The sequence below is a fragment of the Hymenobacter armeniacus genome (assembly GCF_014699055.1).
In the GTDB taxonomy this organism is placed as follows: domain Bacteria; phylum Bacteroidota; class Bacteroidia; order Cytophagales; family Hymenobacteraceae; genus Hymenobacter; species Hymenobacter armeniacus.
On sequence record NZ_JACXAC010000001.1, the window covers coordinates 280,363 to 305,644 of the forward strand.

The window sequence follows — 25,282 nt, forward strand, 5'->3', positions numbered from 1 at the left end:
GCGCTGCAACCAGCGAAACCCTGTATTAGTCACCATTTTATAGTTAATGCCTGCTTAAGCGGAATAGTCACCTGCTCGTGCAGCCACTAAAACCCACCTATTACTTCAGCAACATACGTCACCTGCTCTTCCGTCAGCAGCGGGTGAATCGGCAGCGACAGCACCGTGCCACATAGGTTTTCAGCAACCGGAAACTGCCCCGCCCGGTAGCCCAGGTAGGCATACGCCGGCTGCGCATGCACCGGCAGCGGGTAGTATATCATGGTCGGCACGCCGCAGCCGCTGAGGAAATGCTGCAACTCGTCGCGTCGTTCGGGTTCGTTCACCTGAATGGTGTACTGGTGGAAAACGTGCGTGCTGCGTGGGTCACGGGCCGGAATGGTGAGGCCCGGCACGCCGGCCAGGGCCGCGTCGTAGCGGGCGGCCACGGCCTGGCGGGCGGCGGTGTTAGCGGGCAGCTGCCGCAGCTTCACGCGCAGCAGGGCCGCTTGCAGGGTGTCGAGGCGGGAGTTGAGGCCGATGCGCTGGTGGTGGTACTTGCGGCTCTGGCCGTGGTTGGCCAGCTGCCGGAGCAGGGCGGCGCGGGCGGTGTCGCGGGTGAGCAGGGCGCCGCCGTCGCCGAGGCAGCCCAGGTTTTTGGAAGGGAAAAAGGAGGTCGTGCCCACTTCGCCTACCGCGCCAGCAAATGCCGTCTCGCCGCTGGCAAACCGAAACGTGGCGCCAATGGCCTGGGCGTTGTCCTCAATCAGGGCCACGCCGTGACGCGTGGAAATGGCCTTCAAGGCCTCCAAATCGGCACATTGCCCGAACAAGTGCACCGCCACGATGGCGCCCGTACGCGGCGTAAGGGCGGCTTCCACCGCCGCCGGGTCGATGTTGAAGGTATCGGGCCGCACGTCAACCAGCACGGGTTTCAGGCCCAGCAATGCCGCTGCTTCCAGCGTGGCCACGTAGGTGAAGGCCGGCACAATGACTTCGGCTCCCGCGGGCAGCTCCAGGCTCAGCAGGGCCAGCGTGAGGGCGTCGGTGCCGTTGGCGCAGGGCACGACGTGGGCGCCGCCCAGGTACTCGCCCAGCTCGGCCGCAAACGTGGCCACCGCCGGCCCCTGAATAAACGCCGCCGACGCCATCACCTCCCGCAAGGCCTCGTCGAGGGCCGGTTGCAGGGCGGCGTGCTCGGCAGCCAAATTGAGCAGGTGAATGGGGGCGGGCGGGGCGGGAAGTATCAAAGCGGCGCAGAAAACGGGGCCGCCAAAGATACTGGGCAAACTCAGGCCAGCTCGCGCAGCAGCCAGTGCAGCTTCAGCAGGTCGAAGAGGCGCAGGCTGGGGGCCGCCGTCAGCAGCTGGCGGCGCAGCGCTGGCGCTGCCGCTGCCAAGGCTGCCCGGGCCGCCCTGGCCAGGTGCAGCCGCTGCAGGCGCAGGGCCGTTTGCAACAGGCGGGAGTCGGTGCCCAAGCCTTTTTGCTGATGTACCTGGGCGAGGTTGCGCACCGCCTGTTCGCTTTTATGCAGGAAAACCGCGGCCGGTTCCAGCCCTTCGTGCAGCACGGGGTTGTCGAGGTGGCGCACCGGCACGCCGGCCGCGGCCAGCGCCTCGCCAAACTGCGTGTCTTCGTGCCCGTAGCCGGTCAGCTGTTCATCGAGCGGGTATTGCCGGAAAACGTCGGCTTGAATCAACGCGTTGTTGATTGTCAGCTGCTGGTAGGGCTGCGCTTGGCGCCCGGAAGCCGCCCGCGCTTCGCGGGCCCGGCCGTAATGCCAGCGCAGGCGCAGGGCGGGGTCGGCCGGCGGCGCAGCCCGGTAGCTGGTGCCGCCGATGAGCACCGGCGCCTGCGCGCGGGCCGCGGCGTAGCGCGCCAGAAACCGGCTGTCCGGCAATGAGCTGTCGTTGTCGAGCAGCAGCAGCCATTCGTGCTGGGCGGCGGCCGCCAGCTGGTTGCGAATGGCGGCGCGGCCCACGTTGCGCGGCAGTTCCTGGTAGTGCACCCCCGCGTGCGCGCCAAGCAGTCGATTGGCCTCGCGAAATTTCGGGTGGGAGCCGTCGTCCAACAGCAGAATTTCGACCGGGCCGGGCCAGTCGTGCCGCTGCGCCCGAAGCGAATTCACCAGCGCACCCACTTCCCAGTTATACACCGGAATCAGCACCGACAGGCCTTCGGTCATGGCAGGGGGAAGGGGAGATGAGCAGGAGCGTGGCGGCGAATGGGCGCGGGCCGGTCGATTACTGCGGCGGGCGGGCCGAATCCAGCAGTTCGCCGTCTTTGCAGGTCAGCACGCGGTGCGGATATTTTTCGAGCAGCTGGAAGTTGTGCGTAGCCATCAGAATGGCCGTGCCGGCATTATTAATCTCGGCAAACAGGCGCATGATGCTGTCCGATACGTCCGGGTCGAGGTTGCCGGTGGGCTCGTCGGCCAGCAACAGCACGGGCTCGTTCAGCATGGCGCGGGCAATGACCACGCGCTGCTGCTCGCCGCCCGAGAGGCGGTGCGGCATGCGGTTGGCCGCGGCGTTGAGGCCCACCTGGGTCAGCACGTCGCTCACGCGCTGCTGCTTTTTGGCCTTGCCCTTCCAGCCCGTGGCGTTGAGCACGAACAAGAGATTTTCGGCCACCGTGCGGTCCGACAGCAGCTGAAAGTCCTGAAACACAATGCCCAGCCGGCGGCGCAAATACGGCACCTTGCTGGCCGGCAGCTTCGCCAACGGAAAGCCCGCCACCGTGCCCATGCCGCTCTGCAGGGGCAGGTCGGCGTACAGCGTTTTCAGCAGCGACGACTTGCCCGAGCCGGTGCGACCCACCAAATAGGCAAAGGAGCCTTTTTCCAGCGCGAACGTCACGCCCTGCAGCACGGCCTGCTGCTCCTGCATGATGGTGGCGTCGTGCAGCTCAATCACGTTTTCAATCATACAGCTACAAGCTCAACGGCTGCAATTTGCCAAATTCGAGGCCCGAAATCACGGCGGCCAGCTCATTTTCTTTGCCTTCCAGGCCGTAGCGGTGCAGGTCCTTCAGCGGCCGGTCGGCCCGGAAATAGGCGATGAGCACAAACGCCTCATCCCGCAGCTGGATGTAGTCCGGAATTTTGGCCTTGCCCTTTACTTTGATGATGTACATGGTGGTGATGTGTTAATTGATTGATGTGCTGATGTGCTGCGTTTCATTGCCAGCAAAGGCAAGCGCATCAGCACATCAAAAAATCAGCACATTAAGAATTGACCTTCTTGTGGTCGGCCAGGAACGTGGCCAGGCCCTTGTCCGTCAGCGGGTGGTTGAGCAGGCCGGTGATGACGTTGAGCGGGCAGGTCACCACGTCGGCGCCAATCTCGGCGCACTGGATGAGGTGCGGCACGTGGCGCACGGAGGCGGCCAGCACTTCGGTGGGGTAGCCGTAGTTGCTGAAAATCTGCACAATCTGCTCGATGAGCTGCAGGCCGTCGTGGCCGATGTCGTCGAGGCGGCCCACGAAGGGCGACACGTACGTGGCGCCGGCTTTGGCTGCCAGCAGGGCCTGCCCGGCCGTAAAAATCAGGGTGCAGTTGGTCTTGATGCCCTTGTCGGCGAAATACTTAATGGCTTTGATGCCTTCCTTAATCATGGGCACCTTCACCACGATGTTGGGGTGCAAGTCGGCCAGCGCCTCGCCTTCGCGAATGATGCCGTCGAAATCGGTGGCAATGACCTCGGCCGACACGTCGCCGTCCACCAGCTCGCAGATTTGGCGGTAGTGCGCCATCAAGTTGTCGAGGCCGCGGATGCCTTCCTTGGCCATCAGCGAGGGGTTGGTGGTCACGCCGTCCAGCACGCCCAGCTCCACGGCTTCGCGGATGTCGTCGAGGTTGGCGGTGTCGATGAAGAATTTCATGATAAGGTCTTAGGAAACTGGGGCTTGGGGTGGCGGTCGAGGGAGGATTCCTGGCCAAAAGCCACGTTCCCACTGCCGCGAATCCCTCCGGCCCTGAAAAAAGAATCGGCCCCAAAGCTACTCATTGGCCCGCCAAATTGCGGAACAGAGCAGCGCCGGGGCCGACTGGAAAAGGCAAAAAAAAGCAAGCCAAAATCGCACCGCTACAACCACCTACCCTTGCTACCTTCCGGTCCTGGGGGAGTTCAGCAGGAGCTGGTCGTTCTGACTTGCCGCTGCAAAGATACGCAGCCAAGCGGTAAAATCGCAACTTTTCTCGCACAAAAGGGCCTTTCGCCGCCTGCGGCACTGGCAGTGAGGCGCCTGCGGTGCCGTGCCCCGGCGGCAGGCCTGCTTCTTTTTCCAGATTTCGTTGCCGGGCTGCCGGGCCCTAACCCTACCTTTGCGGCATGGAACGACTTATCATTCTGGATTTCGGCTCGCAGTACACGCAATTGATAGCCCGGCGCATTCGCGAATTGCACGTGTTCTGCGAAATTCACCCCTACACCCACGCCCCGAACCTCGTCATCAGCGACGATATTCGGGGCGTTATTCTTTCCGGCTCGCCCTGTTCGGTGCGGGAGGAAGGCGCCCCCAACCCCGACCTGAGCCACCTTCTCGGCCACGTGCCGGTGCTGGGTGTGTGCTACGGCGCGCAGCTGCTGGCCCAGCAGGGCGGGGGCGAGGTGCTGCCGGCCACCATTCGCGAGTACGGCCGCGCCCGGCTGGCCGAATTGAACGACGCCTCGCCGCTGCTCACCGGCATGCACGCCGGCTCGCAGGTGTGGATGTCGCACGGCGACACCATCAAGACCTTGCCGGCTGGCTACGACATCATTGCCAGCACGCCGGAAGTGGCCGTGGCCGCTTTCAAAATCGAAGGGCAGGACACCTACGGCATCCAGTTTCACCCCGAGGTGACGCACTCCACCGAAGGCAAGCAGCTGCTGGCCAACTTTGTGGTGAACATCTGCCAGTGCAGCCAAAGCTGGACCCCCGACCACTTCGTGGACTCGGCCGTGGCGGCCCTGCAACACACCATCGGCCCCGACGACCAGGTGATTCTGGGCCTCTCGGGCGGCGTGGACAGCAGCGTGGCGGCCCTGCTGCTGCACCGCGCCATCGGCCCGCGCCTGCACGGCATTTTCGTGGATAATGGCCTGCTGCGCAAAGACGAGTTCGAAACCGTGCTGAAGGCCTACGAAGGCCTGGGCCTGAACGTGACCGGCGTGAACGCCGCGCCCGAGTTCTACGCCGCCCTGGCCGGCATCAGCGACCCGGAAGGCAAGCGCAAGGCCATTGGCCGCACCTTTATTGAGGTGTTCGACCGCGAGGCGCACAAGGTGCAGGGCGCGGCGTGGCTGGCCCAGGGCACCATTTACCCCGACGTCATTGAGTCCGTGTCGGTGAAGGGCCCGGCCGTGACCATCAAAAGCCACCACAACGTGGGCGGCCTGCCCGAGAAGATGCACCTCAAAGTGGTGGAGCCGCTGCGCATGCTCTTCAAAGACGAGGTGCGCGAAGTGGGCGCCGCCCTGGGCCTGCCCGGCGAAATCCTGAACCGCCACCCCTTCCCCGGCCCCGGCCTGGGCATCCGCATTCTCGGCGACATCACGCCCGAAAAAGTGGACCTGCTGCAACGCGCCGACGCCGTGTTCATCAACCTGCTCAAGGAGCACGACCTGTACCAGCACGTGTGGCAGGCCGGCGCCATGCTGCTGCCCGTGCAAAGCGTGGGCGTGATGGGCGACGAGCGCACCTACGAGCGGGTGGTGGCCCTGCGCGCCGTGACCAGCGTGGACGGCATGACCGCCGACTGGGCCCACCTGCCCTACGATTTCCTGGCCGAGGTAAGCAACAAAATCATCAACCAGGTGCGCGGCATCAACCGCGTGGTGTACGACATTTCGAGCAAGCCGCCGGCGACGATTGAGTGGGAGTAACCCAATAGGTAAACCAGAAAAACCGAACGTCATGCTGCGCTTGTCGAAGCATCTCTACACCGAGAGTAAAATCAATTACTTCGGCGGTGTAGTAGATGCTTCGACAAGCGCAGCATGACGTTCTTCCTTATCATTAATAACGACAACCATGCGCTGGCACTGCCTCCAACACATGCCCGACGAAGGCCCCGGCCATGCGGCCAACTGGCTGGCTGCACACGGCCACACGCTCACGTGCACGAAGCTGTTTGAGCCCAACCCGGTATTTCCGGCGCTGCCTGATTTCGACGGCCTGCTGCTCCTAGGCGGCGCCATGAGCGTGCACGACGAAGACCGGCTGCCGTGGATGCTCGAGGAGAAAGCTTTCATCCGCGCAGCGCTGCAGGTTGGCAAAATCACGCTGGCCATTTGCCTGGGGGCGCAGCTGGTGGCCGAGGCGCTGGGGGCGGAGGTAAAACCCAACCACGCGCCAGAAATCGGCTTCTGGACGGTGCGGTTTTCGGCAAAGTCTTTGGCGCATCCGCTGCTGCAGGGGTGGCCGGAAAAGGCTGCGGTGCTGCATTGGCACCTCGATACATTCACGGTGCCGCCGGGCGCTATGCGGGTGGGCATGTCGGCGGGGTGCGCCACGCAGGGCTTCGTGTGGGGCGATGGCGTCATCGGCCTGCAGTTTCATCCCGAAATGACGGTGGCCATGGTGGAGCAGCTCATGGCCTTTGAGGGGCACGAGCAGGCCGAGGAGCAGGAGTTCGTGCAGACGGCGGAGCAGATTCGCGCCAAGCTCAAATCGGTCTGGAAGGGGCGCAAGCTACTGGAGTCGCTGCTCGCCAACTTGGTCGCCCTGCACGAAGGAGAAACGGTTGCCTCCGGCAGCTAGCTGATTTTAACGTGTTCGAAAGTAAAGGTCCATTGCGTGCCCGCCTGCCCATGGCCGGTGAGCAGCTGAAAGCGAATGGCGTGGGCCGCGCCTTTCGGCGTGATGGTGTGGGTGTCGATGTCAAGCTCGGTGAGGGCGCTGGCGGACAAGTCGAGCGGCCCCAGATTGAGCTCGCCGACGCCCTGAAACGCCAGCGTCAGCGTATCATAGCTGCGGGTGTCTTCGTTGTAAATGCCGAGTTGGAGGGTGAGGGCGCTGCGTTTGAAATCGACCGTCAGGGCATCAACGCCCATGTCGTGCAGCGAGGTTTGCTTTAGGTTTTCGAGGTCCGTCATAAGGCCAGCTTTCGGCAATTGCGTGCTTTAGAATCCCTTCGGCAGGTCAATTCCTTTGATGGTTTTGTATAAGCTCAGGGCGTTCTGGTCGGTCATGCCGGCCACAAAATCGGTGAGCAGCAGGATTTTCTCGTAGGCCGACACGTGGGCCTGGTGGCCTTCGGCGCGGAACTGCTCGGGCAGCAGCAGGAGCAGCTTGCGGCTGCGGTGGCCCTGGCTGGCATCAAAAACCGCGCAGAGGAACGCATCAAGCAAGCCGCCGAGCACCTCAAAGCCGGCGGCTTCGATTTCCAGCACCGGCCGGCTGCGGTAGAGTTGGTTGATGCTCAGGCGCTGCACTTCCTGCAAATCGACCCAGCAGCTCAGCTCCTTGATGAGCGACTGGTCGTACTCGCCGCGCAGGATGGCGGGGGCGTGCTCGGCAAAAAGCGCGGCCAGCTCCGCCACCAGCTTGCCAATGAGGCGGGCGCGGACGTAGCCCAGCTCCTCGCGCCAGTCGTGCCACTGCACGCTGCCCACGCGGCCGGCGGGGTCGTTGAGCATGCGTTTGAGTAGCGGCAAACCGGTTTCCGGGGCGATGAGGCCCAGCTTGAGGCCGTCCTCAAAGTCGATGATGCGGTAGCAGAGGTCGTCGGCGGCCTCGACCAGAAAGGCCAGCGGGTGGCGGTGGTAGAAGCCGTTGGCGGCGTCTTTGGGCAACAGGCCCAGCTCCGCGGCCACGTGCCGGAAGCGGGCGCTTTCGGTCTGGAAGTGGCCGTATTTCTTCTCGGAGGCGCCGCCCACGCGGGCATCGTCGGGCACGAGGCTGGGGCGCGGGTACTTGGTGAAGGCGCCCAGCGTGGCGTAGGTGAGGCCCAGCCCGGCGGTGCCGCTGCTGTGCGCCGCGTAGGTGTGCGTGAGGATGCGGAAGCCGGCCGCGTTGCCCTCAAAGTGCTGCAAATCGGCTACTTCTGCCGCCGTCAAATTGGCCAGGTATGGCGCGGCGGCCGCGCTCAGGAAGTAGCTGCTGATGGCGTCTTCGCCGGAGTGGCCGAAGGGCGGGTTGCCGATGTCGTGGGCCAGGCAGGCGGCGGCCACGATGTCGCCGCAGTCTTGGTCGAGGTTGGGCAGCTGGCGGGCCAGCTCGGCGTCGGCCTCCATGAGGTGGCGGGCGGCGAGGCGGCCCAGCGAGCGGCCCACCACGGCGGTTTCGAGCGAGTGGGTGAGGCGGGTGTGCACGAAGTCGGTTTCGGGCAGGGGCATCACCTGGGTTTTGCGCTGCAGCCGCCGAAAGGCCGAGCTGAACACCACCCGGTCGTAATCTTGCACGAAGGCGCCGCGAACGGGGGCGGCGCTGGCGGGCGGTAGCTGTTGGTCGGGGAAGCGGCGCTGCGAGAGCAGGCGCGGCCAGGACATCGGGGTTTCGGCGGGCATGGGGCAAAAGTAGCGGCCGCGTCGGGCGGGACACGGGTACGGTCGACTCGATTCAGTGGGAAGCGTTGGAAAGCATCGGCGAAGGCCGCGGCGGTTGCTGGGCTAAATTGCTGCGGTTATAAAACGCAGGTCACTCAATCAAGCCACTATGAACACCGCCCAACTTCTGGAAGACAGCTTGTTAATTATCTGGAACGACCGAAATGCCGACCGGCGCTTGGCCGCCATGCAAGGCGTTTACGCTGCCGATATTGCTTTTTTCGAACGGGACGGGACAGCGGCCATCACCGGGCATCGGGCGATAAATGAGCTTATTACCACGCTGCAGGCCGAATGGCCCGTCGAATTTCAGTTTGCATTGACCAAGCCCGCGCAGGCCAATCATCCGGTGCAGCTCGTCTCGTGGCGGCTGGGTGCCGCGGGGGCGCCACCGGTTGCAACCGGCTCGGATGTGGCGGTGGTCGAAAATGGCTTGATTAAGTCCTTGTACCTGTTTCTGGATGCTGCCGCCGACGCGTAAGCGCCCACATACTAGCGCGTCAAATTCTCGTCCAGCAAGCGGAAGGGGCTCAGCTTGTTCAGGTTCAGCACGAAGCGAATACCGTCGGTGAATTCCTGGCGGCTGCCGGGCAGGCCGCTGGCGAACTGCGAGCCGGCCACGGGCACGTACACCTCGAAGATGTTCCGGACAAACGGCAGCGTCACGCCGGCATCGTAGAACAGGCGCTGCGCCGTGGCACGGCCGCCCACAAACTGCTTTTCGCTAGTGGCGCCGAGGTCGGCAAACACGGCCAGGGGCAGCGCGGGCACGTCGACTTGCACGTTCAGGGAACTGAGCCACTTCTGGCTGGCCACGGGCACGAAGGCTTTGAAGGCGCCGTCGCGGTTGTCGGTCTGGTGCAGTTGGGCGGTGAGGGCGTGCGAAATCTGCTGGCGGTCGAGGAAGGCGGTTTGGCGGCGGTAGTCGGGGCTGCTGCTCAGGCCCAGCACAAAGTCGGTCTGGGCCGCGCTTTGCAGGAAACGGCCGCCGAACAGGCGCACCTGCACGCGCTTCTTGGGGGTGTAGAAACGCTGGTAGGCGGCCTCGGCCCGTAGCAGAACGGCACCTTTGTCGTTGCTTTCGGTGGCGCTGGCCAGCAGGTGGTTGAGTTCCACGTTGGCCGACCACGCCTGCAGGGCGTCTTCGTGGCGCACGCTGTAGGCGCCCGTCACGATGCTGCTGGTGCGGCTCAGGTCCTGGTCGGTGACGGAAGTGAAGGCCACCTGCACCTGCTGCTGGGGCACGTAGCCCACCCGGTGCGGCAAGATGAACGTGAAGCTGGGCTCGGTCTTGAAATAGCGCTCGAAGCGCTGCACGGTGAGGGCCGTGATGAACTGGCGCGAGCCGCGCTGGGGCAGGGCGTTGAGCTGGATGCGCCCAATGCCGTTCAACTCGTTGCGGTTGAAGCTGTACATGGGCATGAGCAGGTACTGCAGCTTCTTGGGCGCCAAGGGGTTGTTGTAGAACGCGGCCCCCAGCATGAGCTTGTCGGAAGTGTTGGCGCCGAGCACGGGCAGCCAGTTTACGGTGGCCTTGTCCCAACGCTCCACGCTGAAAAGCGGACGCAAGCGCAGCGGCTCGGAGCGGTCGAGGGGGCCGCTTTCAATCTTGAGGCGGTCGTTGCGGCGGTTGAGCTGCGGGGTGAGGTAGCCGGCGTCTACCACCACGGCGGCCACGTTTTCGCGCTTGAAGTTGAGCTGGCTCGTCACTTCTTCGTCGGCGTTGGGGTCGGTGTTGCCGAAGGGCGGCGTCCAGAGGGTTTCGAGCACGTTATTCTGGGCGTCGACCGTGGAGACGGGCACGGCCCACGGCACCGAAGAATCGGTGCGCACCAGCACCTTCACCACGTCGTTGAACACGGCCAGCGCGCTGATGTCGGCATCGTAGGGCTGCGCCGTGCCCAGAAAATCCCGGAAAAACCAGCCCAGCTTCTGCCCCGTGCTTTCCTCGAACACGGCCTGCATGTCTTCCGGATAGGGATGCTTGAACTGCCAGCGCGAATAGTAGAGCTGCATGGCGGCGTCGAATTTCTCCTGCCCCAGGTAGCCCGCCAGGTACTTCATCGACACGGCCGTTTTCTCGTACACCGTGGCCGCGTAGTTCACCTGCGTGTAGTCGGCCGAGGTGGGGCCGTGCACCGGCTGCGCCAGCCCGCGCGTGGCCAGCGCCTGGTAGGGCAGCAGGCTCAGGGCCGGGCCGGGCAGGTTTTCCAGCCCGAAGGTGTTGGCCACGGGCTTGGCCTTTTGCAGGGCGGCCAGCATGCCGGCCTGCGGGTTGGTGAGCGCCTCCACCCGGTACTGGTAGTAGGAGTTCATGCCCTCGTCCATCCACGGAAAGTCGCGCTCATTCGAGCCCAGAATGCCGTAGAACCAGTTGTGGCCCACCTCGTGCACAATGGCCTCGGGCTCGGTCACGGTCACCATGGGGTATTCCATGCCGCTGCCGGCCGAGAGGGCGCCGTCCACGGCCGTGGCGCTGGCGTAGGGGTAGTCGCCCACCCACTTCGAGTAGTTCCGCACGGCATCATTTACGTCCTGCAGGCCCTTTATCCACTTCACTGCCTGGCGGTTGGTGAACAGCACCCATGTCGAAACCACGCGCCCCGAAGGCAGCTGCACCGAGTCGCGCAGCACGTTGAAGCGCTTGTCGGCAAACCAGGCGAAATCGTGCACCCGGTCTTGCTTGTAGCGCAGGGTTTTGGTGGTGGGCGCCGAGGCCGGGAAGGCCACGTCCTTGCCGAAGTCATCGGCCGTTTTCTTCTGGGCCGAGGCGGCGGCCAAGGCAGCCATGCGGGCCTGCTCGTCGGGGTTTTGGAGCACGCCGGTGGCCCCCACCGTGTAGTTGCTGGGCAGGGTGATGCTTACGTCGAAGGAGCCGTATTCGGAGTAGAACTCGCCCTGGCTGAGGTAGGGGATGGGGTGCCAGCCGCGCCGGTCCAGCACCGCCGGCTTGGGGTACCACTGCGAAATCTGGTAGCTCTGCCCCACGTGCCCGAGGCGCGAAAACGACCCCGGCAGCTTCACCCGAAACGGCGTGGCAATGGTGGCCGACGCGCCCGGCGCCAGCGCCTGCGGCAGCACCAGCTTGGCAATGTCGGGGTTCTGGGGGTCGAATTCGAGCTTGGCCGCCTGCCCGTTCACCACGAAGCCGAGGCTGTCGATGAAGCCCCGGTCCTGGGCTTTGGCGAACAAAAACTTGCGGCTGCCGTGGCGCTGCTGCTCCTGGCCAAACGCCGTGTGGTTGTCGCGGTAGGCGTTGGGCCACAGATGGAACCAGATAAAGCTCAGCGCCTGGGGCGAGTTGTTGAGGTAGGTCAGCTCTTCGCGGCCGCGCAGGTAGTGGGCGCGGTCGTCGAGCTTCACGTCGATGGAATAAGTGACTTCCTGCTGGAAGTAAGGCACTGCGGCGGCTTTGGCCGGGGCGGCGGGCTTGGGTTTGGGGCGGCGCTGGGCCAGGGCCAGGCCCGGCAAGAGGGCCAACAGGCCGAAGAGGAAACGTTTTCTCATGCGAAACAGGAAGAGCCGGGAGTAGAGCCGCGCCCCGGGGCGAAGCTACGGCGCGCCGAAGAACAGCACGGCGAAAGGCGCCGCCGTAAGCGCCGGTTGTCCCCGGGAAATGGCATCGGTAAGCGGCAAACTTCCGTTCAACGGGGCTCACCAGCCTTTTGCTTCATGCCCAGCGAAAACTCCCTGCAACGCTTTCTCGACGCCCAGCAGGCATCTTACCCGACGGCCCTGGCCGAAATCAACAGCGGCCGCAAGCGCACGCATTGGATGTGGTACATCTTTCCGCAGATTCAGGGCCTGGGCCTGAGCGAAACCGCCCGGTTCTACGCGCTGCGCGACCGGGCCGAAGCCGCGGCGTTTTTGCAGCATCCGGTGTTGGGCGCGCGCCTGCTGGAAATCAGCCAGGCGCTGCTTGACTTGTCGTCGAACGACCCTTACCGCATCCTCGGCAGCCCCGATGACATGAAGCTCAAATCCTCGATGACGCTGTTTGCAAGCCTGCAAGTCCACCCGGTTTTTCAGCGGGTGCTCGACAAGTTTTACGCCGGCGAGCCAGACAATAAAACGTTGCGTATCATTGGCTGGTAACTTACTGACAGCCTGATGGAGCAAAAGGATAAAAACTTGATAATTGATGGGGGAGCCGTGTGGTTTGGACTCGTAATTGGCTGGATTACGGCTGTGACCTTTTATTCCACGCATAGCCATACCAGCAAAGAGCTAGCTGCCATCGTGGCCGTCATTACAGGGGCCGCCATCTCTAAACTTTTTTCGAAAACCGACACACAATTCTCGATGTATTGTGTAGGGCTTGCGCTAGGCTTTATTATCCAAGTCGTGCTTATCGCGTGCTACGGTAAAATTTGGCCCGTACTGGCAACACAACAGTAGCGCGGCTTCTTGCTACGCTTCCTCCTCGTGTGCCCGGCCCAGCAGCCGCACCGTGCCGTAGCCCACCAGCAAAAACAAGCCGAAAACCAGCGTCACACCCCAGGTGCCGGGAAAGGAGAAGGGGTGCAGAATGCGGTTCACAATGTCGTAAAACAGCGTGAGCGGGTTCGTGAGCACGTCCCAGGAGTTGAAGCGCAGGTAGCGGCCCAGGTAGATGCCAAAGCTGCTGAGCAGCAGCGCCAGCGTGGCAAACACCCAGCCCGTCCAGAAGCCCAGCCGCGCCTGCACCAGCCGCTGCATGTCCGACAGCGAAGCGTAGGCCAGCATCAGCCCGTTCCAGGCGCAGCTCAGGATGAGGGCCAGGTCGTACCAGAGCGGCACGCCGGGGCGGGCATCGAGGTGGAAAAGGTCGGTGAGGATGTAAGGGGCGTTGGGGAAAAACAGCAGCCAGGCCGCGCCCACCGGCACCAGCATGCGGGTGCGCAGCGGCGCCTGCGCAATGCCCAGCAAGGTGCTCAGGGCAAAAGGAATGACGGCCAGAAACAGGTTCCAGACCAGAAACAAAAACGTGAGGTGCCCCGTCAGCAGCACCCGTCCCATTATCAGCAACATGCTGAGCGTGAGCGAAGCGCCCAGCACGAACATCAGCGTGAGGCGGGCGCGGGAAACGGGGAGGCTGGAGAGGGACAGTGCTTGCATAAGACTAATATACGGCGGGGCCAATCGGCAGGTCTGCCAGCGGCGGCAGGCACAACTCCAAACCGACCGGGCGTATTGCCCGGCCGGGCGGTTTTCTGTGCGGCCTGCTTCCGCTGCTGCCCAAGGTCGCGTTTAGTCGCCACCGGCTGCATACCGCACCTGGGCCTGCGTCTGGGCGTATTTGGCTTGCAGCTCGGCCAGCTTCTGGCGGGCGGCCAGCAGGCTCGCCTCGCGGGAGTTGATGAAGAACACGGTGCTTTCGCCGCTCTCGAAGCGGATGAGCTCGCCGTCGCGCAAGCGTTGGTAGTTCACGGTGGCCTGCTGCTGCAGGCGCAGCTGCTCCAGCAGCGCCTGCCAGTCGTTGGCGGCAGTTTGCAAAGCGTTGGTTACCTGGCGCTGGTCGTTGCTGAGCTGGTAGCCGGCATCGCGCAGCTTGAGCTGCACCAGCTGGCGCTTAGCCCGCTCGGCCCGCAGCAAAATGGGTTGCGAGAAGCTGATGCCCAGCTTGTAGTTGTTGGTGGAATACGCGCCCGTGAACGGGCTGGGGGTGTTTTCCAGGGCAAAGGGCTGGCCGGGCAGCAGCAGGTTGTAGTCCACGCTGAGCTTGGGCAGCAGCTTGTTGAGCGCGAGGCGGTTTTCCAGGCCCAATTGCACCTGCTTGGCGCGGGTTTTGGCCAGGTCGGGGTGGCGCTGCAGGGCCTGCTCGGTGAGCTGGGCCAGCGAATCGGGCAGGAGCGGACGCCAGGCCGGCGCGGCCGGCAGGGGCTGCGGCTGCGCCGTGGGCGGCAGCTCGCGCGGGCGCCCCTCGGCGTCCCAGAGGTAGCTGGACGCCACCAAAGCGGCGTTTTGCCACTGCACGCGGGCGGCCACGCGCTGGGCCTGCCGGTTTTGCAGCTCCGTGAGGGCTTCCACCGAGTCGATGGCGGCCAGGTCGCCGGCCAGCACGCGCTGGCGCGTGGCGGCAAAGCGCGTGCCGGCCACCCGCTCGTTGGCCGAGAGCAGACGCAGGCGTTGCGTGGCCAGGGCCCATTCCCAGTAGTCCTTGCTGGCGCTCAGGCGCAGCTTGTTCAGCACCGCCCGGCGCTCGGCCTCGGCCAGGCCGACGAGGGCCTGGGCCACGCGCACGGCCGTGCGCCGCTCGTCGATGAGCAGGCCCTGGCTCAGGGGCACGCTCAGGCCCACGTAGCTCAGGCCGCTGCTGGCAGTGTACTCCTGCGGGTTCACGTAGGGGCCCACGCCCCGGTCCCAGCCGGCTTTCACGTCCACGCCAAACCAGGTGGGAATGCGCAAGGCCGTTTCCCAGTCGTGGTAATAGTCTTTGCCTTTCAGCTCTTTGCCGTAGTACTTGCCCGTGAGCGCGGGGTCGAAGGCGCCGCGGGCCTGGCGAATTTCCTGCTGGGCGCGCTCCGGGTTCAGGTTGGCCTGCCGGGCCATCGGGTGAAACTGGTCGAGCAGCGCCAGAAACTCGGCGTGGCTGATGACCACGGAATCGGCCGGGGGCGTGGGTTGGGCCTGAGATGCCCAAGGCAGCAGCAGGAGCAGAGCGGCCAGCAGGCGCCAGCCACGCACCGCCCGCAAGCCCTTATTCCTCGTTTCCATAATCTGCACTTTTGGCCTTCTTCCCATCCTTGCTGTCTTTGCCGCCCGCGTAGGCCGGCTCGGCGCCCACGTAGTTGGGCGGGAAGCCGTTGATTTGGCGCCACAGCTCATACCACACCGGCACATCGTCGAGCAGGGCCCAGCCGTACACGCCCGAGCCCACGCGCAGCGGGGCGGGCCAGGGCTCCGTGCCGGGCTCGTGCGTCACCAGAATGCGGTACTGGCCATTGGAGTCAATGTTGTCAATCACTTGCACAATGCCGCCGAAGGTGCCGAAGCTGCTGCCCGGCCAGCCCGTGAACACCAGCGCCGGCCAGCCGTCGAACTGCAGGCGCACCCGCCGGCCCACCCGCAGCAGCGGAATGTCCATGGGCTTCACGTAGAGCTCGGCGGCCAGGCGCGGGTTGGCGGGCATCAGCGTCACCAGGTCTTCGCCTTCTTTCACAATCTCGCCCTGGCCCTCCTTCAGGGCCCGCACCACGTAGCCGGTTTGGGGCGCCGTGATGAAGTAATAGCCCGCCCGGATGCTCAGGTTGGCCAGCTCGTTGCGCATCTTGGCAATCTGGCCCTCGGTGTCGAACTGGTAGCCCGTGGCCGAGCGCCGGTCGCTCTCGCTCTTGGCAATTTTGTCGGCGTACTCGGCGTCCAGCGACTGCAGCTCGATGCGCGCGCTCACCGAGTCCTGGCGCGAGGCCCCCAGCTTGTTTTGCACGGCCTGCAGCTTGGCAGTGCTTTCCTGAAATTTCAGGCGACGCTGTTCCAGCTCGGTCAGGCTCTTCAGGCCTTGCTTGTAGAGCAGCTCCTGGCGCTCCAGCTGGCGCTGGGCAATGGCAAAATCGGCGCGGGCCGCCACCAGCTCGGCGCGGTCGGAGCGCACTTTCAGGTCGGCCTGGCGCACCTTGTTGCGGGCCTTGGCCAGGCTGGCTTGCAGGGCCAGACGCAGAGCGTCCTGCTGGTTGCCCAAGGCAGCGGTTTTGGCCGTGTTTTCGCGCAGGCCGGCGATTTTGGCTTCCAACTGCTCGCGGGTGCGGGCCAGCAGCTCGGGGTCGAAATACTTGTCTTTGATTTCGACGATTTCGGCCAGCGTGTCGCCTTTTTGCACCAGCTGGCCTTCCTGCACGCGCCAGGTTTTGATGCGGCCCCCGATGGTGCTGGGCACGGTTTGGGGGCGGTCCTGCGGGCGCAGCGTGGTCAGCTTGCCGGTGGAGCGGATGTTCTGCGTCCAGGGCAGAAACCCGCACAGCAGCACCAGCAACCCCAGGCCGCCGGCCCACCGGGCCAGCGTGCGGCCGGCCCGGGGCGTGCGCGCCCGCCGAAACGCCGTGAAGCGCCCCGCGTCGGGGTGGGTTTCGGAAGTGGGATGTTCAGCGAATGGCATGATTCAGAAAAATGGGAAGGCGGAAACGCCTGTCAGTTGTGGAAGGAGGTTTTTTTAGAAGTTAAAAGGGGGGAGGCAAAATTCAAAAGCCGGAATAGGTGTATGTTGGGCTTAAGCGTTTACCCCTCAGCTTTTAGCTGAAACCTACGCGCTTAGCAGGGCGCGCATCTCGGGGGTTTGGCGCACCTCTTCCAGGGTGCCTTCGGCCACCAGGCGGCCTTCGTCCAGCACGGCCACGCGGGGCATGAGGGCCAGCAGCTCGGGCTGGGTGGTGCCCAGTATCACGGTCCAGGGCAGGCCGGGCGCCAGCAGGCGGCGCAGCACCCGCACCCGCTCGGCCAGCGAGGCGGCCGGCAGCAGGTGGTCGAGCAGGAGCAGGCGCGGGCGCCCCACCAGCGCGCGGGCCAGCAGCAGCTTCTGGGTGATGCCGGCCCCCAGCGGATGGCCCGGGCCCACCGGGGTTTGCAGGCCGCCGGGGCGGGCGTAGAGGTTGTCGCGCAGGCCCACCAGCTCCACGGCCCAGGCGGCGTCGGCGGCCGTGAGGTGGGGCTGGTTGAGGGTGATGTTTTCAAGCACCGTGCCCGAAAACAGGTGCTGGTGCGAGAGGTTGTCGCCCACGGCCGCGGCCAGCGCCTCGGGGCCGAGGTCGGCCAGGGGCAGGCCCGCGTACACTATCTGGCCGGAATACCCGTCGAGCAGGCCCGCCAGCAGCCGCAGCAAGGTGGTTTTGCCGGCGCCGTCGGCCCCGGCCAGGGCCAGGTGATTGTCTGGCCCCAGGGTCAGCGACACGTCGTCGAGGGTGGTGTGGGTGGCGTTGGGGTAGCTGTAGGAAAGGCCGCGCAGCTCCACCGCCAGGCCCGCGCCGGCCGCGCCCGCGGGCAGCAGCGCCGTGCCCGCCGGGGGCGTCACGGGTTCGAGGTCGAGCACGTGGCCGATTTTGTCGAGCGAGGTGAGGGCGTCGTACACCACGTCGAGCTTGAGCACCAGCTTTTCTACCGCCCCAATGGTGAGGATGATGACGATTTCGGCGGCCACGAACTGGCCGATGTTAATCTGCTTTTCAATCAGCAGCCAGCACCCAATGCCCAGCAGCGACGCGGTGACCAGCGTTTTGAACACTACAAACCCCCACGACTGCGTGAGCAGCACCCGGAAGTGCGCCGCGCGGGCCCCGAGGTAGCCGTTCAGCAGGTCGTCGGTGCGGCCCAGGGCCAGGCCCTGGCGGGGCGGCAGCCGGAAGCTGCTCACGGTGCGGGCCACGTCTTCGAGCCAGGCCACCACGCGGTATTTGTACTGGCTTTCGGCAATGCTGGTGCTCAGGCCTTTGGGGCCGGTGAGGGCTATCAGGCCGTACAGCACCAGCACCAGCGTGAGGCCAAAGGCGATGAAGATGGGGTGGTAGAACGAGAGCAGCAGCAGGCCAAACAATATCTGGAGGGCGGCGGCCGAGAACTCAATCAGCAGCGTGGCCAGGCCTTTCTGCAGCGTGGGCACGTCGAGCAGGCGGTTCATGAGCTCGGGCAGGTACTCGCCTTCCAGGGCCTCGGCGCGCACCTTGGGCAGGCGCACGGCAAAGTCGAGGGCCACGCGCGCCATCAGGCGCTGCTGCATGTACTCCACCAGCGTCACTTGCATGATTTGCAGGCCGCCCACCAGCAGCGTGCCCAGCACAATGAGCCCGATGAGCACCACCAGCGAGGTGCTCACGGCCCCGCTGCTCACGAAGCCAATCACCGATTGCACCCCCAGCGGCAGGCTCAGGCTGATGACCCCGGCCAGCGCCGCGTACACGTAGAGGTAGACAATGTCGGTGCGCTCGGCCGCGAAGAGGCGGAACAGGCGCTGCATTGGGGTGAGGGAATGAGAAGAAGCCATAGCAGTGCGTTAATATCGAATAAGTTAAGCCAGCGCCGCAAAGGCCAGCTGGGTCAGAAAAGCCGGCACCTGGTCGGCGCCGTCGCTAAGCGAGGGCAGGTGCTGGGCAAAAAAGTGCTGCTTGCGCGCCGATTCCAGCAGCGTGCTCACCAGGGCGTGCGGGTGGGCGTAGCGCGCGTTCACGGCCTGCACCAGGGCCACCAGCTCGGCCACCAGCTGCTTGTATTCCTGAAACAGCCCGGCCCGGTTGTCGGCGTCCACTTCCTTGGTGAGATAGGCCTTGCTGGCCTCGGCCACCACCACGCGGTAGAGGGCGGCCTCGTCGAAATCGGGCGTGGCGGGGTCGTCCACGCTGGCTTCGCACACGGCCGCCAGTGCTAGGCGCAGGCGCTGCTGCGGGTCGGTCACGTTGTGCAGGGCCACCCGCACCCGGAAGCGCAGCCAGGCCCAGTGCCAGCTCACGAGGTAGGTGAGCAGGCGATGCTTGTTTTCGAAGTAGCGGTAGAGCGAGGCCTCGGTCGAGCCCATGGCCGCGGCCAGCTTCTTAAAAGTGAAGGCCTCAAAGCCGATGTCGTCGAGCAGGCGCACGCTCTCAGCCAGCAGGCGGCGGCCCAAATCGGTGGCCTGCGGGTCGCGCAGGTACAGGTGCTGGTTGAGGTCGGGGCGAAGGGTGGGAAGCATTGGAAACAGCGTTTGTACTGCAAAATTCCGGCGCCCGGACAGCCGATGAAAGCAATACTATCATTTTTAATAGCGATTTAATCCTAGTTTAAGAGGGGTTTAATCTCGGCGGTAGCCAGCGGGGCGGGAGCGGGGCGGGGCACCGCCGCGCCGGGGTATTTATGGCTAATTTTGCCCGGCTTTCCGTAGTAGCGGAAGTCTGTTTTTTGCTTCCATGACCCCATTCCCTTCGCTGCGACCTCCGCTTCGGTGGCTGGTGGCTGGCGTGCTGCTCGCCCAGCCCGCCCTGGCCCAAACGCCCGCCAAGCCCAAGCCCCGGCCCGCTGCCCCGCCCGCCGCGGCCGACCCCGCCGCGCGCTACCGCAGCGGCAAGGCCCAGCTCGACCAGGGCAACTACGCCGCGGCCGTGGCCCTGCTGGAGCCGCTGGCCCAGCCCGGCGCCCGCTTCGCCCGCGCCGCCGACGCGGCGTACCTCGGCGCCGTGGCCTACGCCCGCCTCAAGCAGTGGCCCGAAACCGAGCAGCTGCTCAACCTGCTGCGCACCGAGTACCCCGCGTACCCCAACCTGCCCGACGCGCTGCTGCTGCAGGGCCAGGCCTCCTTCGAGCAGGAAGACTACGACACCGCCCTCAAAACCCTGGCCCAGCTGCCGGCCGATAAGTTTGTGCCCGAGCGCGAGGCCATGAAGGCCACTTATCTGCCCCGCATCAAGGAGCGCAGCACCTGGCAGCGCAACCTGCGCCGCTACCCCGACGATGCCGCCCTGGCCCGCGCCTACGCCGACAACCTCGTCGTCGGCGGCACCTTCACCGAGGCCGACCGCCCGCAGCTCGACGCCTTGATAGCGCGCTTCAACCTCGACCGCACCCGCTACACGCCGCGCCCCCGCGCCGTGGTGGCCAAAAAAGCCAGCTACAACGTAGCCGTGCTGCTGCCCTTCGAGCTGAGCGACCCCAGCTGGCAAACCGTCCGGAAAAACCAATTCGTGACCGACCTCTACGCCGGGCTGCGCCTGGCCCAGGACAGCCTGCAGCGGGCCGGGCACCCCATCCAGCTCTTCGCCTACGACACCGGCGCCGACACCCTCACGCTCAAGCAGGTGCTGGCCCTGCCCGAGCTGGCCGGCATGGACTTGCTCATCGGGCCGGTGTATAAGTCGGGCGCCAAGCTGCTGGGCCGCTATGCCCGCGAGCACCAGATTGTGTGCGTCAACCCGCTGTCGCAGGACGCGGATTTGGTGCTGAACAACCCCTGGCACTACCTGTTTGCGCCCAGCACGGCCACGCAGGGCCGGGTGGCGGCCCAGTTTGCGCTCAATGCCTTTGGCGCCGGGCGCCCCGGGGTGGTGCTGCACGAAGACAGCAAGGACGACGCCGCCTTCGCCAACGCCTACAAAGCCGCCTACGAAACCGACGGCGGCAAAATTGGTACGCTGCGCCGCTTCAACCCCGACGTGGACGAAAGCCTCAATGCCGCCTTTACCGGCCTCGACCTGGCCAACGCCAGCCACCTGGTGGTGTTTTCCGACAACCGCCGCGTGGGGCCCGCCGCGTTCAAGCAGTGGCAGCAGCTGCCCGCCGCCACGCGCCCGGCCCTGCTGTGCCCCGGCTCGTGGCTCGATAACGCCCGCCTCGACGTGTCGCAGCTGGCCGCCCCCGGTGTGTACATGCTGCAGCCTAAGTACTACGACGAGCAAGGGCCGGGCTTCCGGCGGTTTCGGCAGCTGTACCTGCAGCGCCAGCGCCTGCCGCCGTCGCTCTTCGCTAGCCAGGGCTTTGAGCTGATGCTGTACTTCGGCACGGCGCTGTTCCAGTACGGTCCCGCTTTCCAGACCAATCTCGCCAATGCCGGGGCCACGCCCGGGGCCATTTTTGAAGGCCAGAACTACACCGGCGGCGCCCACGACAACCAAACCGTGCCCATCGTCAAGCTCAGCAACCTGGAGCTGCAAGTGCTGCGGTAGAACCTTGAAATCGGCGTAATGTGAGAACGGTCATGCTGAGCGCAGTCGAAGCATCTCTGCCTCACAAGTAATGATTACTGCTGCACGCGAGGTGCTTCGGCTGCGCTCAGCATGACCGTAATTTTTAAACCTAAGACCTAATAATGCTCAACCTTACCACTTCCGCTGCCCTTTTCGAACGTGCCAAAACCCTTATTCCCGGTGGGGTCAATTCGCCGGTGCGCGCTTTCCGCTCGGTGGGGGGCTCGCCGGTGTTCATGCAAAGCGCCCACGGTGCCTGGCTGACGGACGTGGACGGCAACCGCTACGTGGATTTCATCAACTCCTGGGGCCCCATGATTTTGGGCCACGCCCCGCAGGTGGTGCTCGATGCCGTGGCCAAGGCGCTGCCGCACTCGCTCAGCTTCGGCGCGCCCACCCACCGCGAGGTAGACATGGCCGAACTGATTCGGCAGATGGTGCCCAGCATCGAGAAAGTGCGCCTCGTGAATTCCGGCACCGAGGCCTGCATGTCGGCCATTCGGGCGGCGCGCGGCTACACGGGCCGCGCCAAAATCATCAAGTTTGAAGGCTGCTACCACGGCCACGGCGACGCCTTTCTCATTGCGGCCGGTAGCGGCGCCCTCACCGCCGGCGAGCCCGACTCGGCCGGCGTGACCCGCGGCGTGGCCCAGGACACCCTCACCGCGCCCTACAACGACCTGCCCGCCGTGGAAGCCCTCATCGCCGCCAACCCCGGCGAGGTGGCCGCGCTCATTCTGGAGCCCGTGGTGGGCAACATGGGCCTCGTGGCCCCGGCCGAAGGCTTCCTGCAAGCCCTGCGTGCCCTGTGCACCGAGCACGGCATTGTGCTCATTTTCGATGAGGTGATGACCGGGTTCCGCCTCGCACAAGGTGGCGCGCAGGAGCTCTACGGCATCACGCCCGACATGACCACGCTGGGCAAAATCATCGGCGGCGGCCTGCCCGTGGGCGCCTACGGTGGCCGCGAAGACATCATGAACTGCGTAGCGCCCGCCGGCAAGGTGTACCAGGCCGGCACGCTTTCCGGCAACCCCATGGCTACGGCCGCGGGCATGGCCCAGCTTCGCTACCTGCACGAGCACCGCGAACTGTACACCGCCCTCGACGCCAGCAGCGCCCGCCTTGCCGATGGCACCCGCCAGATTGCCGCCGAACTGGGCCTGAACTACACCGTGAACCGCGTGGGCTCGATGTTCAGCCTGTTTTTCACTTCCGAGCCCGTCACCAACCTCGACGACGCCAAAAAGTGCGACACAGCTGCGTTCGGCCGCTATTTCCACGCCATGCTGGAGCGCGGCATCTACCTGGCGCCGTCGCAGTTCGAGGCCCTCTTCGTGTCCACGGCCATCACCGACGAACTGGTGGAAATGTACCTGAAGGCCTGCCGCGAGTCGTTGGTGGAAGCACACGGCTTGTAGGCCGGCGTTGGTTTTCGCGCAAAATAGGTGCCGGCCGGCCGACGTTGATGTGGCTGCCCGGCACCTATTTTCGCTTCGATTACCCGTGCGCTGAATTAATCAGCGACCTTTGCTCCATGGTAAAACAGCTTTTTCTAGCCCTGCTGCTACTTCTCGGGCCGCTGGCCCACGCCGAAACGCCGGCCCAGGCCAACAAGCGGCTTTTCGATAAAACCATCGACGAGCTAAACTTCCGGACCATGGAAACGGTGTACGACAAGTCGTTCACCCGCGGCAAGTTTCCGCTCACGCTGCGCACCGCCGCCGCCCGCCGTCAGTTCGACGGGTTTGGGACCAATACGGCGCTCAAGCAGCTGTTTATGAACTACAACGGGGTGGCTGAGCGGTACAAAAACCGTTTCGGCAACGGCCCCATGACGCTGGCCGAGTTTGAGAAACAGCTCAAGTCGGTGCTGCTGGACAAGAACTTTGAGTTCTTCATTCACAACCTGCCGCGCGACGAGCGGGTGGCCCTCATCCGGGCCGAGCAGCGCCTCATTCAGCAGGCCAGCGCCCAATTCAACGCCTCGGGCTCGGAAGAAACCGCCGCCGTGCCCCCCGCCGATACCGACGCTCAGCCCGAAGCGCCGGTGGCGGCCCCCCTCACCACCCATGACGCCGATGGCCAGGAGGCCGCCCCCGTTTCCTCCGACGAAGCCCCGCTCAGCAGCGTACCCGTTGGCGCGTCCGAAGCACCTGGCGCCGCCCCGCGCCACGATTGGGTCGACTATTTCACGCTGCTGCTCAGCCTCGGCAGCTTCCTGACCCTGCTGTACCTCACCACCAGCGTGCTGCCGGGCATGAGCCGCCGCATCAACAACCTAGCGGCCGACCCCGAGCCGGAGCCCGAGCCCCGCAGCTTCGTGAGCCGCCTGCGCCCCACCCAGTCGACGGGCCTGCGCGAAGACAGCTACGAAGACGATGACGACTTCGAGCCCACCGAGCCGGCCCGCCACCACGACGACGACTAGCGCCGTCCGGCCCCATTTTCTGCACCCCGTTTCTCAACCCCATGATTTTAACTGACCAGCAAATCCTCGCGGAAATCGAAAAAGGCACCATCGTCATCGAACCCTACGACCGCAGCTGCCTGGGCACCAATTCCTACGACGTGCACCTGGGCCCGTACCTGGCCACTTACCGCGACGAGGTGCTGGACGCGCGCAAGCACAACGAAATCGACACGTTTGAAATCCCGGAAGAAGGCTACGTATTGCAGCCTGGCAAGCTCTACCTAGGCGTGACGCAGGAATACACCGAAACCCACGCCACCGTGCCCTTCCTCGAAGGCAAGAGCAGCGTGGGACGCCTCGGCATCGACATTCACGCCACCGCCGGCAAGGGCGACGTGGGTTTCTGCAACTACTGGACCCTGGAAATCAGCGTGTCGATGCCGGTGCGCGTGTACCGCCACATGCCCATTGGCCAGCTGATTTATTTCACGGTGCAAGGCGACGTCAACAACTATTACAACCGCAAGCAGAACGCCAAATACAACGAGCGAACCGACAAACCGGTGGAGTCGATGATGTGGAAAAATAACTGGTAGCATATTCGGCGCGCGCTATGTGCGCCGGCCGATTCCGAACCGTTCGGGCTTTTCCTGCGTTTAAATGAGCAACTGAGCCGCCTTTCCTCTGGCCCGGTCCTTGCGTAAGTGTGTACCAAAACCCCACGACGATGACGACGAAATCAGCATTTGCTTCCCTGCTGCTGGCGCTGATGGCCGGCACCGCTTCTGCCCAGCAAGCCTCCCGCGCTACCACCGTGGAGCCCCAGGATAAAACCCAATCTTCGCCGCGCCTCAACCCGGTGCAGGTGCGGGCTGACCGCCTGAGCAACCAGATGGTGCGCGACCTGCGCCTCAACAACTACCAGGCCGCCAAGCTGCGCGCCGTCAATGCCGATAAAATCGCCAAAATGGCGGCCATCGAGCGTAAAAACGCCGGCAACCCCAGCCTCATCGATGCCGAGTGCAACGGCGTGTGCAAGGAGCGCGACAAGGAGTTGCAGGCTTTCCTCAGCAACGACCAATATAGCAGCTATTTCGGCTCGCGTGCCACGTACTACAAGTACGACAAGGACTACGCCGCCCAATCGGCCAGCATCCTCCTCACCAACTCGGTGCAGAACCCAGCCCCGGCCCGTGCTAACGACGCTACCATTGCGCCCGCCAGCACCAAGCCCGCCAACCGGCCGGCTGGCAACCTGGGCCGCAACGCCCGGTAGAAGGTACCCTATTTGACATACAAAAGCCCCGCCGGAATATTCCGACGGGGCTTTTTGGTGTCTGGGCGGGCCTGAAAGCTCTGGCTATTGGCCTTGTTCCTGCTTGTCGAGGTACTCCGACAGCTCTTTGCAAAGGGCACGCATCTTAGCAGCCATTTCCTTGTCGTCGGTAGCCGTCACGATATTCTCGGCCATGGAGCCGATGTTGTCGACCACGAAGCGCTTCATCTCGTCCACGGGCATGTCCTTGGTCCAGAGGTCGATTTTCATGGTGCCCACCTGCTCCCGGTCCCACAGCGCAATGTTGATGGCTTTGGCAAAGTGAATGTCCGGGCCCGCGTCGGTGGCCGACCAGCTGATGGCCTCGGGTACTTTATTGTCATCCAGCGCAATGCTGAAGCGGATTTCTGATTTTTTCATGTTTGGTAAAAATGTGTCATCCTGAGCGGAGCGAAGGACCTTACCCTT

23 protein-coding genes and 1 other RNA gene are annotated in these 25,282 nt (G+C 64.6%); 9 read left to right on the top strand and 15 right to left on the bottom strand.

Annotation, left to right across the window (positions count from 1 at the left end; all coding sequences use genetic code 11):
• Positions 1 to 86 precede the first annotated feature (86 nt).
• The 6 genes from IC234_RS01240 to ffs form a co-directional block, all read right to left on the bottom strand.
• Complete coding sequence (locus IC234_RS01240; protein ID WP_223827419.1) at positions 87 to 1,229, bottom strand: DegT/DnrJ/EryC1/StrS family aminotransferase; 1,143 nt, start codon at positions 1,227 to 1,229, stop codon at positions 87 to 89.
• A 41-nt stretch (positions 1,230 to 1,270) separates the two neighbouring features.
• Positions 1,271 to 2,164: a glycosyltransferase family 2 protein gene (locus IC234_RS01245; protein ID WP_190922017.1), complete on the bottom strand. Its 894-nt coding sequence runs from the start codon at positions 2,162 to 2,164 to the stop codon at positions 1,271 to 1,273.
• A gap of 58 nt (positions 2,165 to 2,222) precedes the next feature.
• Positions 2,223 to 2,906 (bottom strand): cell division ATP-binding protein FtsE, encoded by a 684-nt coding sequence (locus tag IC234_RS01250; protein WP_190922018.1) that lies wholly within the window; start codon positions 2,904 to 2,906, stop codon positions 2,223 to 2,225.
• A 4-nt stretch (positions 2,907 to 2,910) separates the two neighbouring features.
• Entirely contained in the window at positions 2,911 to 3,114 is a 204-nt protein-coding gene (locus IC234_RS01255; RefSeq protein ID WP_190922019.1) for a fructose-6-phosphate aldolase, read from the bottom strand.
• A gap of 91 nt (positions 3,115 to 3,205) precedes the next feature.
• Positions 3,206 to 3,862, bottom strand: a complete 657-nt coding sequence (fsa, locus tag IC234_RS01260; protein WP_190922020.1) for a fructose-6-phosphate aldolase — start codon at positions 3,860 to 3,862, stop codon at positions 3,206 to 3,208.
• Positions 3,863 to 4,040: 178 nt separating this feature from the next.
• Positions 4,041 to 4,138: signal recognition particle sRNA small type (gene ffs / locus IC234_RS01265), an RNA gene on the bottom strand.
• Between the two features lie 173 nt (positions 4,139 to 4,311).
• On the opposite strand from ffs, the gene guaA reads away from it, so the two are divergent.
• Together guaA and IC234_RS01275 are read left to right on the top strand one after the other, a co-directional pair.
• Positions 4,312 to 5,847 (top strand): glutamine-hydrolyzing GMP synthase, encoded by a 1,536-nt coding sequence (gene guaA / locus IC234_RS01270; RefSeq protein ID WP_190922021.1) that lies wholly within the window; start codon positions 4,312 to 4,314, stop codon positions 5,845 to 5,847.
• 148 nt (positions 5,848 to 5,995) lie between these two features.
• Positions 5,996 to 6,724, top strand: coding sequence for a type 1 glutamine amidotransferase (locus tag IC234_RS01275; RefSeq protein WP_190922022.1), 729 nt, complete (start codon positions 5,996 to 5,998; stop codon positions 6,722 to 6,724).
• Here the strand turns inward: IC234_RS01275 and IC234_RS01280 are convergent.
• On the bottom strand, positions 6,721 to 7,059 hold the full coding sequence (locus tag IC234_RS01280) for a hypothetical protein (protein WP_190922023.1): 339 nt from the start codon (positions 7,057 to 7,059) through the stop codon (positions 6,721 to 6,723). The genes IC234_RS01275 and IC234_RS01280 overlap by 4 nt on opposite strands.
• A 27-nt stretch (positions 7,060 to 7,086) precedes the next feature.
• The gene (gene dgt, locus IC234_RS01285) at positions 7,087 to 8,472 is read right to left on the bottom strand and encodes a dGTP triphosphohydrolase (protein WP_190922024.1); all 1,386 of its coding nucleotides are present in this window, start codon (positions 8,470 to 8,472) and stop codon (positions 7,087 to 7,089) included.
• Positions 8,473 to 8,620: 148 nt separating this feature from the next.
• Between dgt and IC234_RS01290 the strand changes: the two genes are divergently transcribed.
• Positions 8,621 to 8,992: a hypothetical protein gene (locus IC234_RS01290; protein WP_190922025.1), complete on the top strand. Its 372-nt coding sequence runs from the start codon at positions 8,621 to 8,623 to the stop codon at positions 8,990 to 8,992.
• A gap of 11 nt (positions 8,993 to 9,003) precedes the next feature.
• Here IC234_RS01290 and IC234_RS01295 read toward each other — a convergent pair whose 3' ends face one another.
• Complete coding sequence (locus IC234_RS01295) at positions 9,004 to 12,018, bottom strand: M1 family metallopeptidase (protein WP_190922026.1); 3,015 nt, start codon at positions 12,016 to 12,018, stop codon at positions 9,004 to 9,006.
• 165 nt (positions 12,019 to 12,183) lie between these two features.
• Here IC234_RS01295 and IC234_RS01300 point away from each other — a divergent pair, with 165 nt between their 5' ends.
• Positions 12,184 to 12,606, top strand: a complete 423-nt coding sequence (locus IC234_RS01300) for a DUF1810 domain-containing protein (protein WP_190922027.1) — start codon at positions 12,184 to 12,186, stop codon at positions 12,604 to 12,606.
• Positions 12,607 to 12,921: 315 nt separating this feature from the next.
• Here IC234_RS01300 and IC234_RS01305 read toward each other — a convergent pair whose 3' ends face one another.
• The 5 genes from IC234_RS01305 to IC234_RS01325 form a co-directional block, all read right to left on the bottom strand.
• The gene (locus tag IC234_RS01305) at positions 12,922 to 13,608 is read right to left on the bottom strand and encodes a DUF1361 domain-containing protein (RefSeq protein ID WP_190922028.1); all 687 of its coding nucleotides are present in this window, start codon (positions 13,606 to 13,608) and stop codon (positions 12,922 to 12,924) included.
• A gap of 132 nt (positions 13,609 to 13,740) precedes the next feature.
• Positions 13,741 to 15,207, bottom strand: a complete 1,467-nt coding sequence (locus IC234_RS01310; RefSeq protein ID WP_190922029.1) for a TolC family protein — start codon at positions 15,205 to 15,207, stop codon at positions 13,741 to 13,743.
• Complete coding sequence (locus IC234_RS01315) at positions 15,191 to 16,585, bottom strand: HlyD family secretion protein (RefSeq protein WP_190922030.1); 1,395 nt, start codon at positions 16,583 to 16,585, stop codon at positions 15,191 to 15,193. The genes IC234_RS01310 and IC234_RS01315 overlap by 17 nt, the downstream gene beginning before the upstream one ends.
• Positions 16,586 to 16,729: 144 nt before the next feature.
• Positions 16,730 to 18,433, bottom strand: coding sequence for a peptidase domain-containing ABC transporter (locus tag IC234_RS01320; protein WP_190922031.1), 1,704 nt, complete (start codon positions 18,431 to 18,433; stop codon positions 16,730 to 16,732).
• Positions 18,434 to 18,484: 51 nt separating this feature from the next.
• Positions 18,485 to 19,141 carry a TetR/AcrR family transcriptional regulator gene (locus IC234_RS01325; RefSeq protein WP_190922032.1) on the bottom strand — a complete coding sequence of 219 codons (657 nt, stop codon included), beginning with the start codon at positions 19,139 to 19,141 and terminating at the stop codon, positions 18,485 to 18,487.
• A 214-nt stretch (positions 19,142 to 19,355) separates the two neighbouring features.
• Here IC234_RS01325 and IC234_RS01330 point away from each other — a divergent pair, with 214 nt between their 5' ends.
• The 5 genes from IC234_RS01330 (at position 19,356) to IC234_RS01350 (ending at position 24,814) form a co-directional block, all read left to right on the top strand.
• Positions 19,356 to 21,104, top strand: coding sequence for an ABC transporter substrate-binding protein (locus tag IC234_RS01330; protein WP_190922033.1), 1,749 nt, complete (start codon positions 19,356 to 19,358; stop codon positions 21,102 to 21,104).
• A 143-nt stretch (positions 21,105 to 21,247) separates the two neighbouring features.
• Complete coding sequence (hemL, locus tag IC234_RS01335) at positions 21,248 to 22,546, top strand: glutamate-1-semialdehyde 2,1-aminomutase (protein ID WP_190922034.1); 1,299 nt, start codon at positions 21,248 to 21,250, stop codon at positions 22,544 to 22,546.
• A gap of 116 nt (positions 22,547 to 22,662) precedes the next feature.
• Positions 22,663 to 23,556, top strand: coding sequence for a hypothetical protein (locus IC234_RS01340; protein ID WP_190922035.1), 894 nt, complete (start codon positions 22,663 to 22,665; stop codon positions 23,554 to 23,556).
• Between the two features lie 41 nt (positions 23,557 to 23,597).
• Positions 23,598 to 24,134, top strand: coding sequence for a dCTP deaminase (gene dcd / locus IC234_RS01345; protein ID WP_190922036.1), 537 nt, complete (start codon positions 23,598 to 23,600; stop codon positions 24,132 to 24,134).
• Positions 24,135 to 24,265: 131 nt separating this feature from the next.
• Complete coding sequence (locus IC234_RS01350; protein ID WP_190922037.1) at positions 24,266 to 24,814, top strand: hypothetical protein; 549 nt, start codon at positions 24,266 to 24,268, stop codon at positions 24,812 to 24,814.
• 84 nt (positions 24,815 to 24,898) lie between these two features.
• Here IC234_RS01350 and gldC read toward each other — a convergent pair whose 3' ends face one another.
• Positions 24,899 to 25,234 carry a gliding motility protein GldC gene (gene gldC / locus IC234_RS01355; RefSeq protein WP_190922038.1) on the bottom strand — a complete coding sequence of 112 codons (336 nt, stop codon included), beginning with the start codon at positions 25,232 to 25,234 and terminating at the stop codon, positions 24,899 to 24,901.
• Between the last annotated feature and the right edge of the window lie 48 nt (positions 25,235 to 25,282).

Coding starts and splice junctions, on each gene's coding strand:
- IC234_RS01245 (WP_190922017.1), bottom strand. CDS start 2,164: ATGACCGAAGGCCTGTCGGTGCTGATTCCGGTGTATAACTGGGAAGTG.
- IC234_RS01250 (WP_190922018.1), bottom strand. CDS start 2,906: ATGATTGAAAACGTGATTGAGCTGCACGACGCCACCATCATGCAGGAG.
- IC234_RS01255 (WP_190922019.1), bottom strand. CDS start 3,114: ATGTACATCATCAAAGTAAAGGGCAAGGCCAAAATTCCGGACTACATC.
- fsa (WP_190922020.1), bottom strand. CDS start 3,862: ATGAAATTCTTCATCGACACCGCCAACCTCGACGACATCCGCGAAGCC.
- guaA (WP_190922021.1), top strand. CDS start 4,312: ATGGAACGACTTATCATTCTGGATTTCGGCTCGCAGTACACGCAATTG.
- IC234_RS01275 (WP_190922022.1), top strand. CDS start 5,996: ATGCGCTGGCACTGCCTCCAACACATGCCCGACGAAGGCCCCGGCCAT.
- IC234_RS01280 (WP_190922023.1), bottom strand. CDS start 7,059: ATGACGGACCTCGAAAACCTAAAGCAAACCTCGCTGCACGACATGGGC.
- dgt (WP_190922024.1), bottom strand. CDS start 8,472: ATGCCCGCCGAAACCCCGATGTCCTGGCCGCGCCTGCTCTCGCAGCGC.
- IC234_RS01290 (WP_190922025.1), top strand. CDS start 8,621: ATGAACACCGCCCAACTTCTGGAAGACAGCTTGTTAATTATCTGGAAC.
- IC234_RS01295 (WP_190922026.1), bottom strand. CDS start 12,018: ATGAGAAAACGTTTCCTCTTCGGCCTGTTGGCCCTCTTGCCGGGCCTG.
- IC234_RS01300 (WP_190922027.1), top strand. CDS start 12,184: ATGCCCAGCGAAAACTCCCTGCAACGCTTTCTCGACGCCCAGCAGGCA.
- IC234_RS01305 (WP_190922028.1), bottom strand. CDS start 13,608: ATGCAAGCACTGTCCCTCTCCAGCCTCCCCGTTTCCCGCGCCCGCCTC.
- IC234_RS01310 (WP_190922029.1), bottom strand. CDS start 15,207: ATGGAAACGAGGAATAAGGGCTTGCGGGCGGTGCGTGGCTGGCGCCTG.
- IC234_RS01315 (WP_190922030.1), bottom strand. CDS start 16,585: ATGCCATTCGCTGAACATCCCACTTCCGAAACCCACCCCGACGCGGGG.
- IC234_RS01320 (WP_190922031.1), bottom strand. CDS start 18,433: ATGCAGCGCCTGTTCCGCCTCTTCGCGGCCGAGCGCACCGACATTGTC.
- IC234_RS01325 (WP_190922032.1), bottom strand. CDS start 19,141: ATGCTTCCCACCCTTCGCCCCGACCTCAACCAGCACCTGTACCTGCGC.
- IC234_RS01330 (WP_190922033.1), top strand. CDS start 19,356: ATGACCCCATTCCCTTCGCTGCGACCTCCGCTTCGGTGGCTGGTGGCT.
- hemL (WP_190922034.1), top strand. CDS start 21,248: ATGCTCAACCTTACCACTTCCGCTGCCCTTTTCGAACGTGCCAAAACC.
- IC234_RS01340 (WP_190922035.1), top strand. CDS start 22,663: ATGGTAAAACAGCTTTTTCTAGCCCTGCTGCTACTTCTCGGGCCGCTG.
- dcd (WP_190922036.1), top strand. CDS start 23,598: ATGATTTTAACTGACCAGCAAATCCTCGCGGAAATCGAAAAAGGCACC.
- IC234_RS01350 (WP_190922037.1), top strand. CDS start 24,266: ATGACGACGAAATCAGCATTTGCTTCCCTGCTGCTGGCGCTGATGGCC.
- gldC (WP_190922038.1), bottom strand. CDS start 25,234: ATGAAAAAATCAGAAATCCGCTTCAGCATTGCGCTGGATGACAATAAA.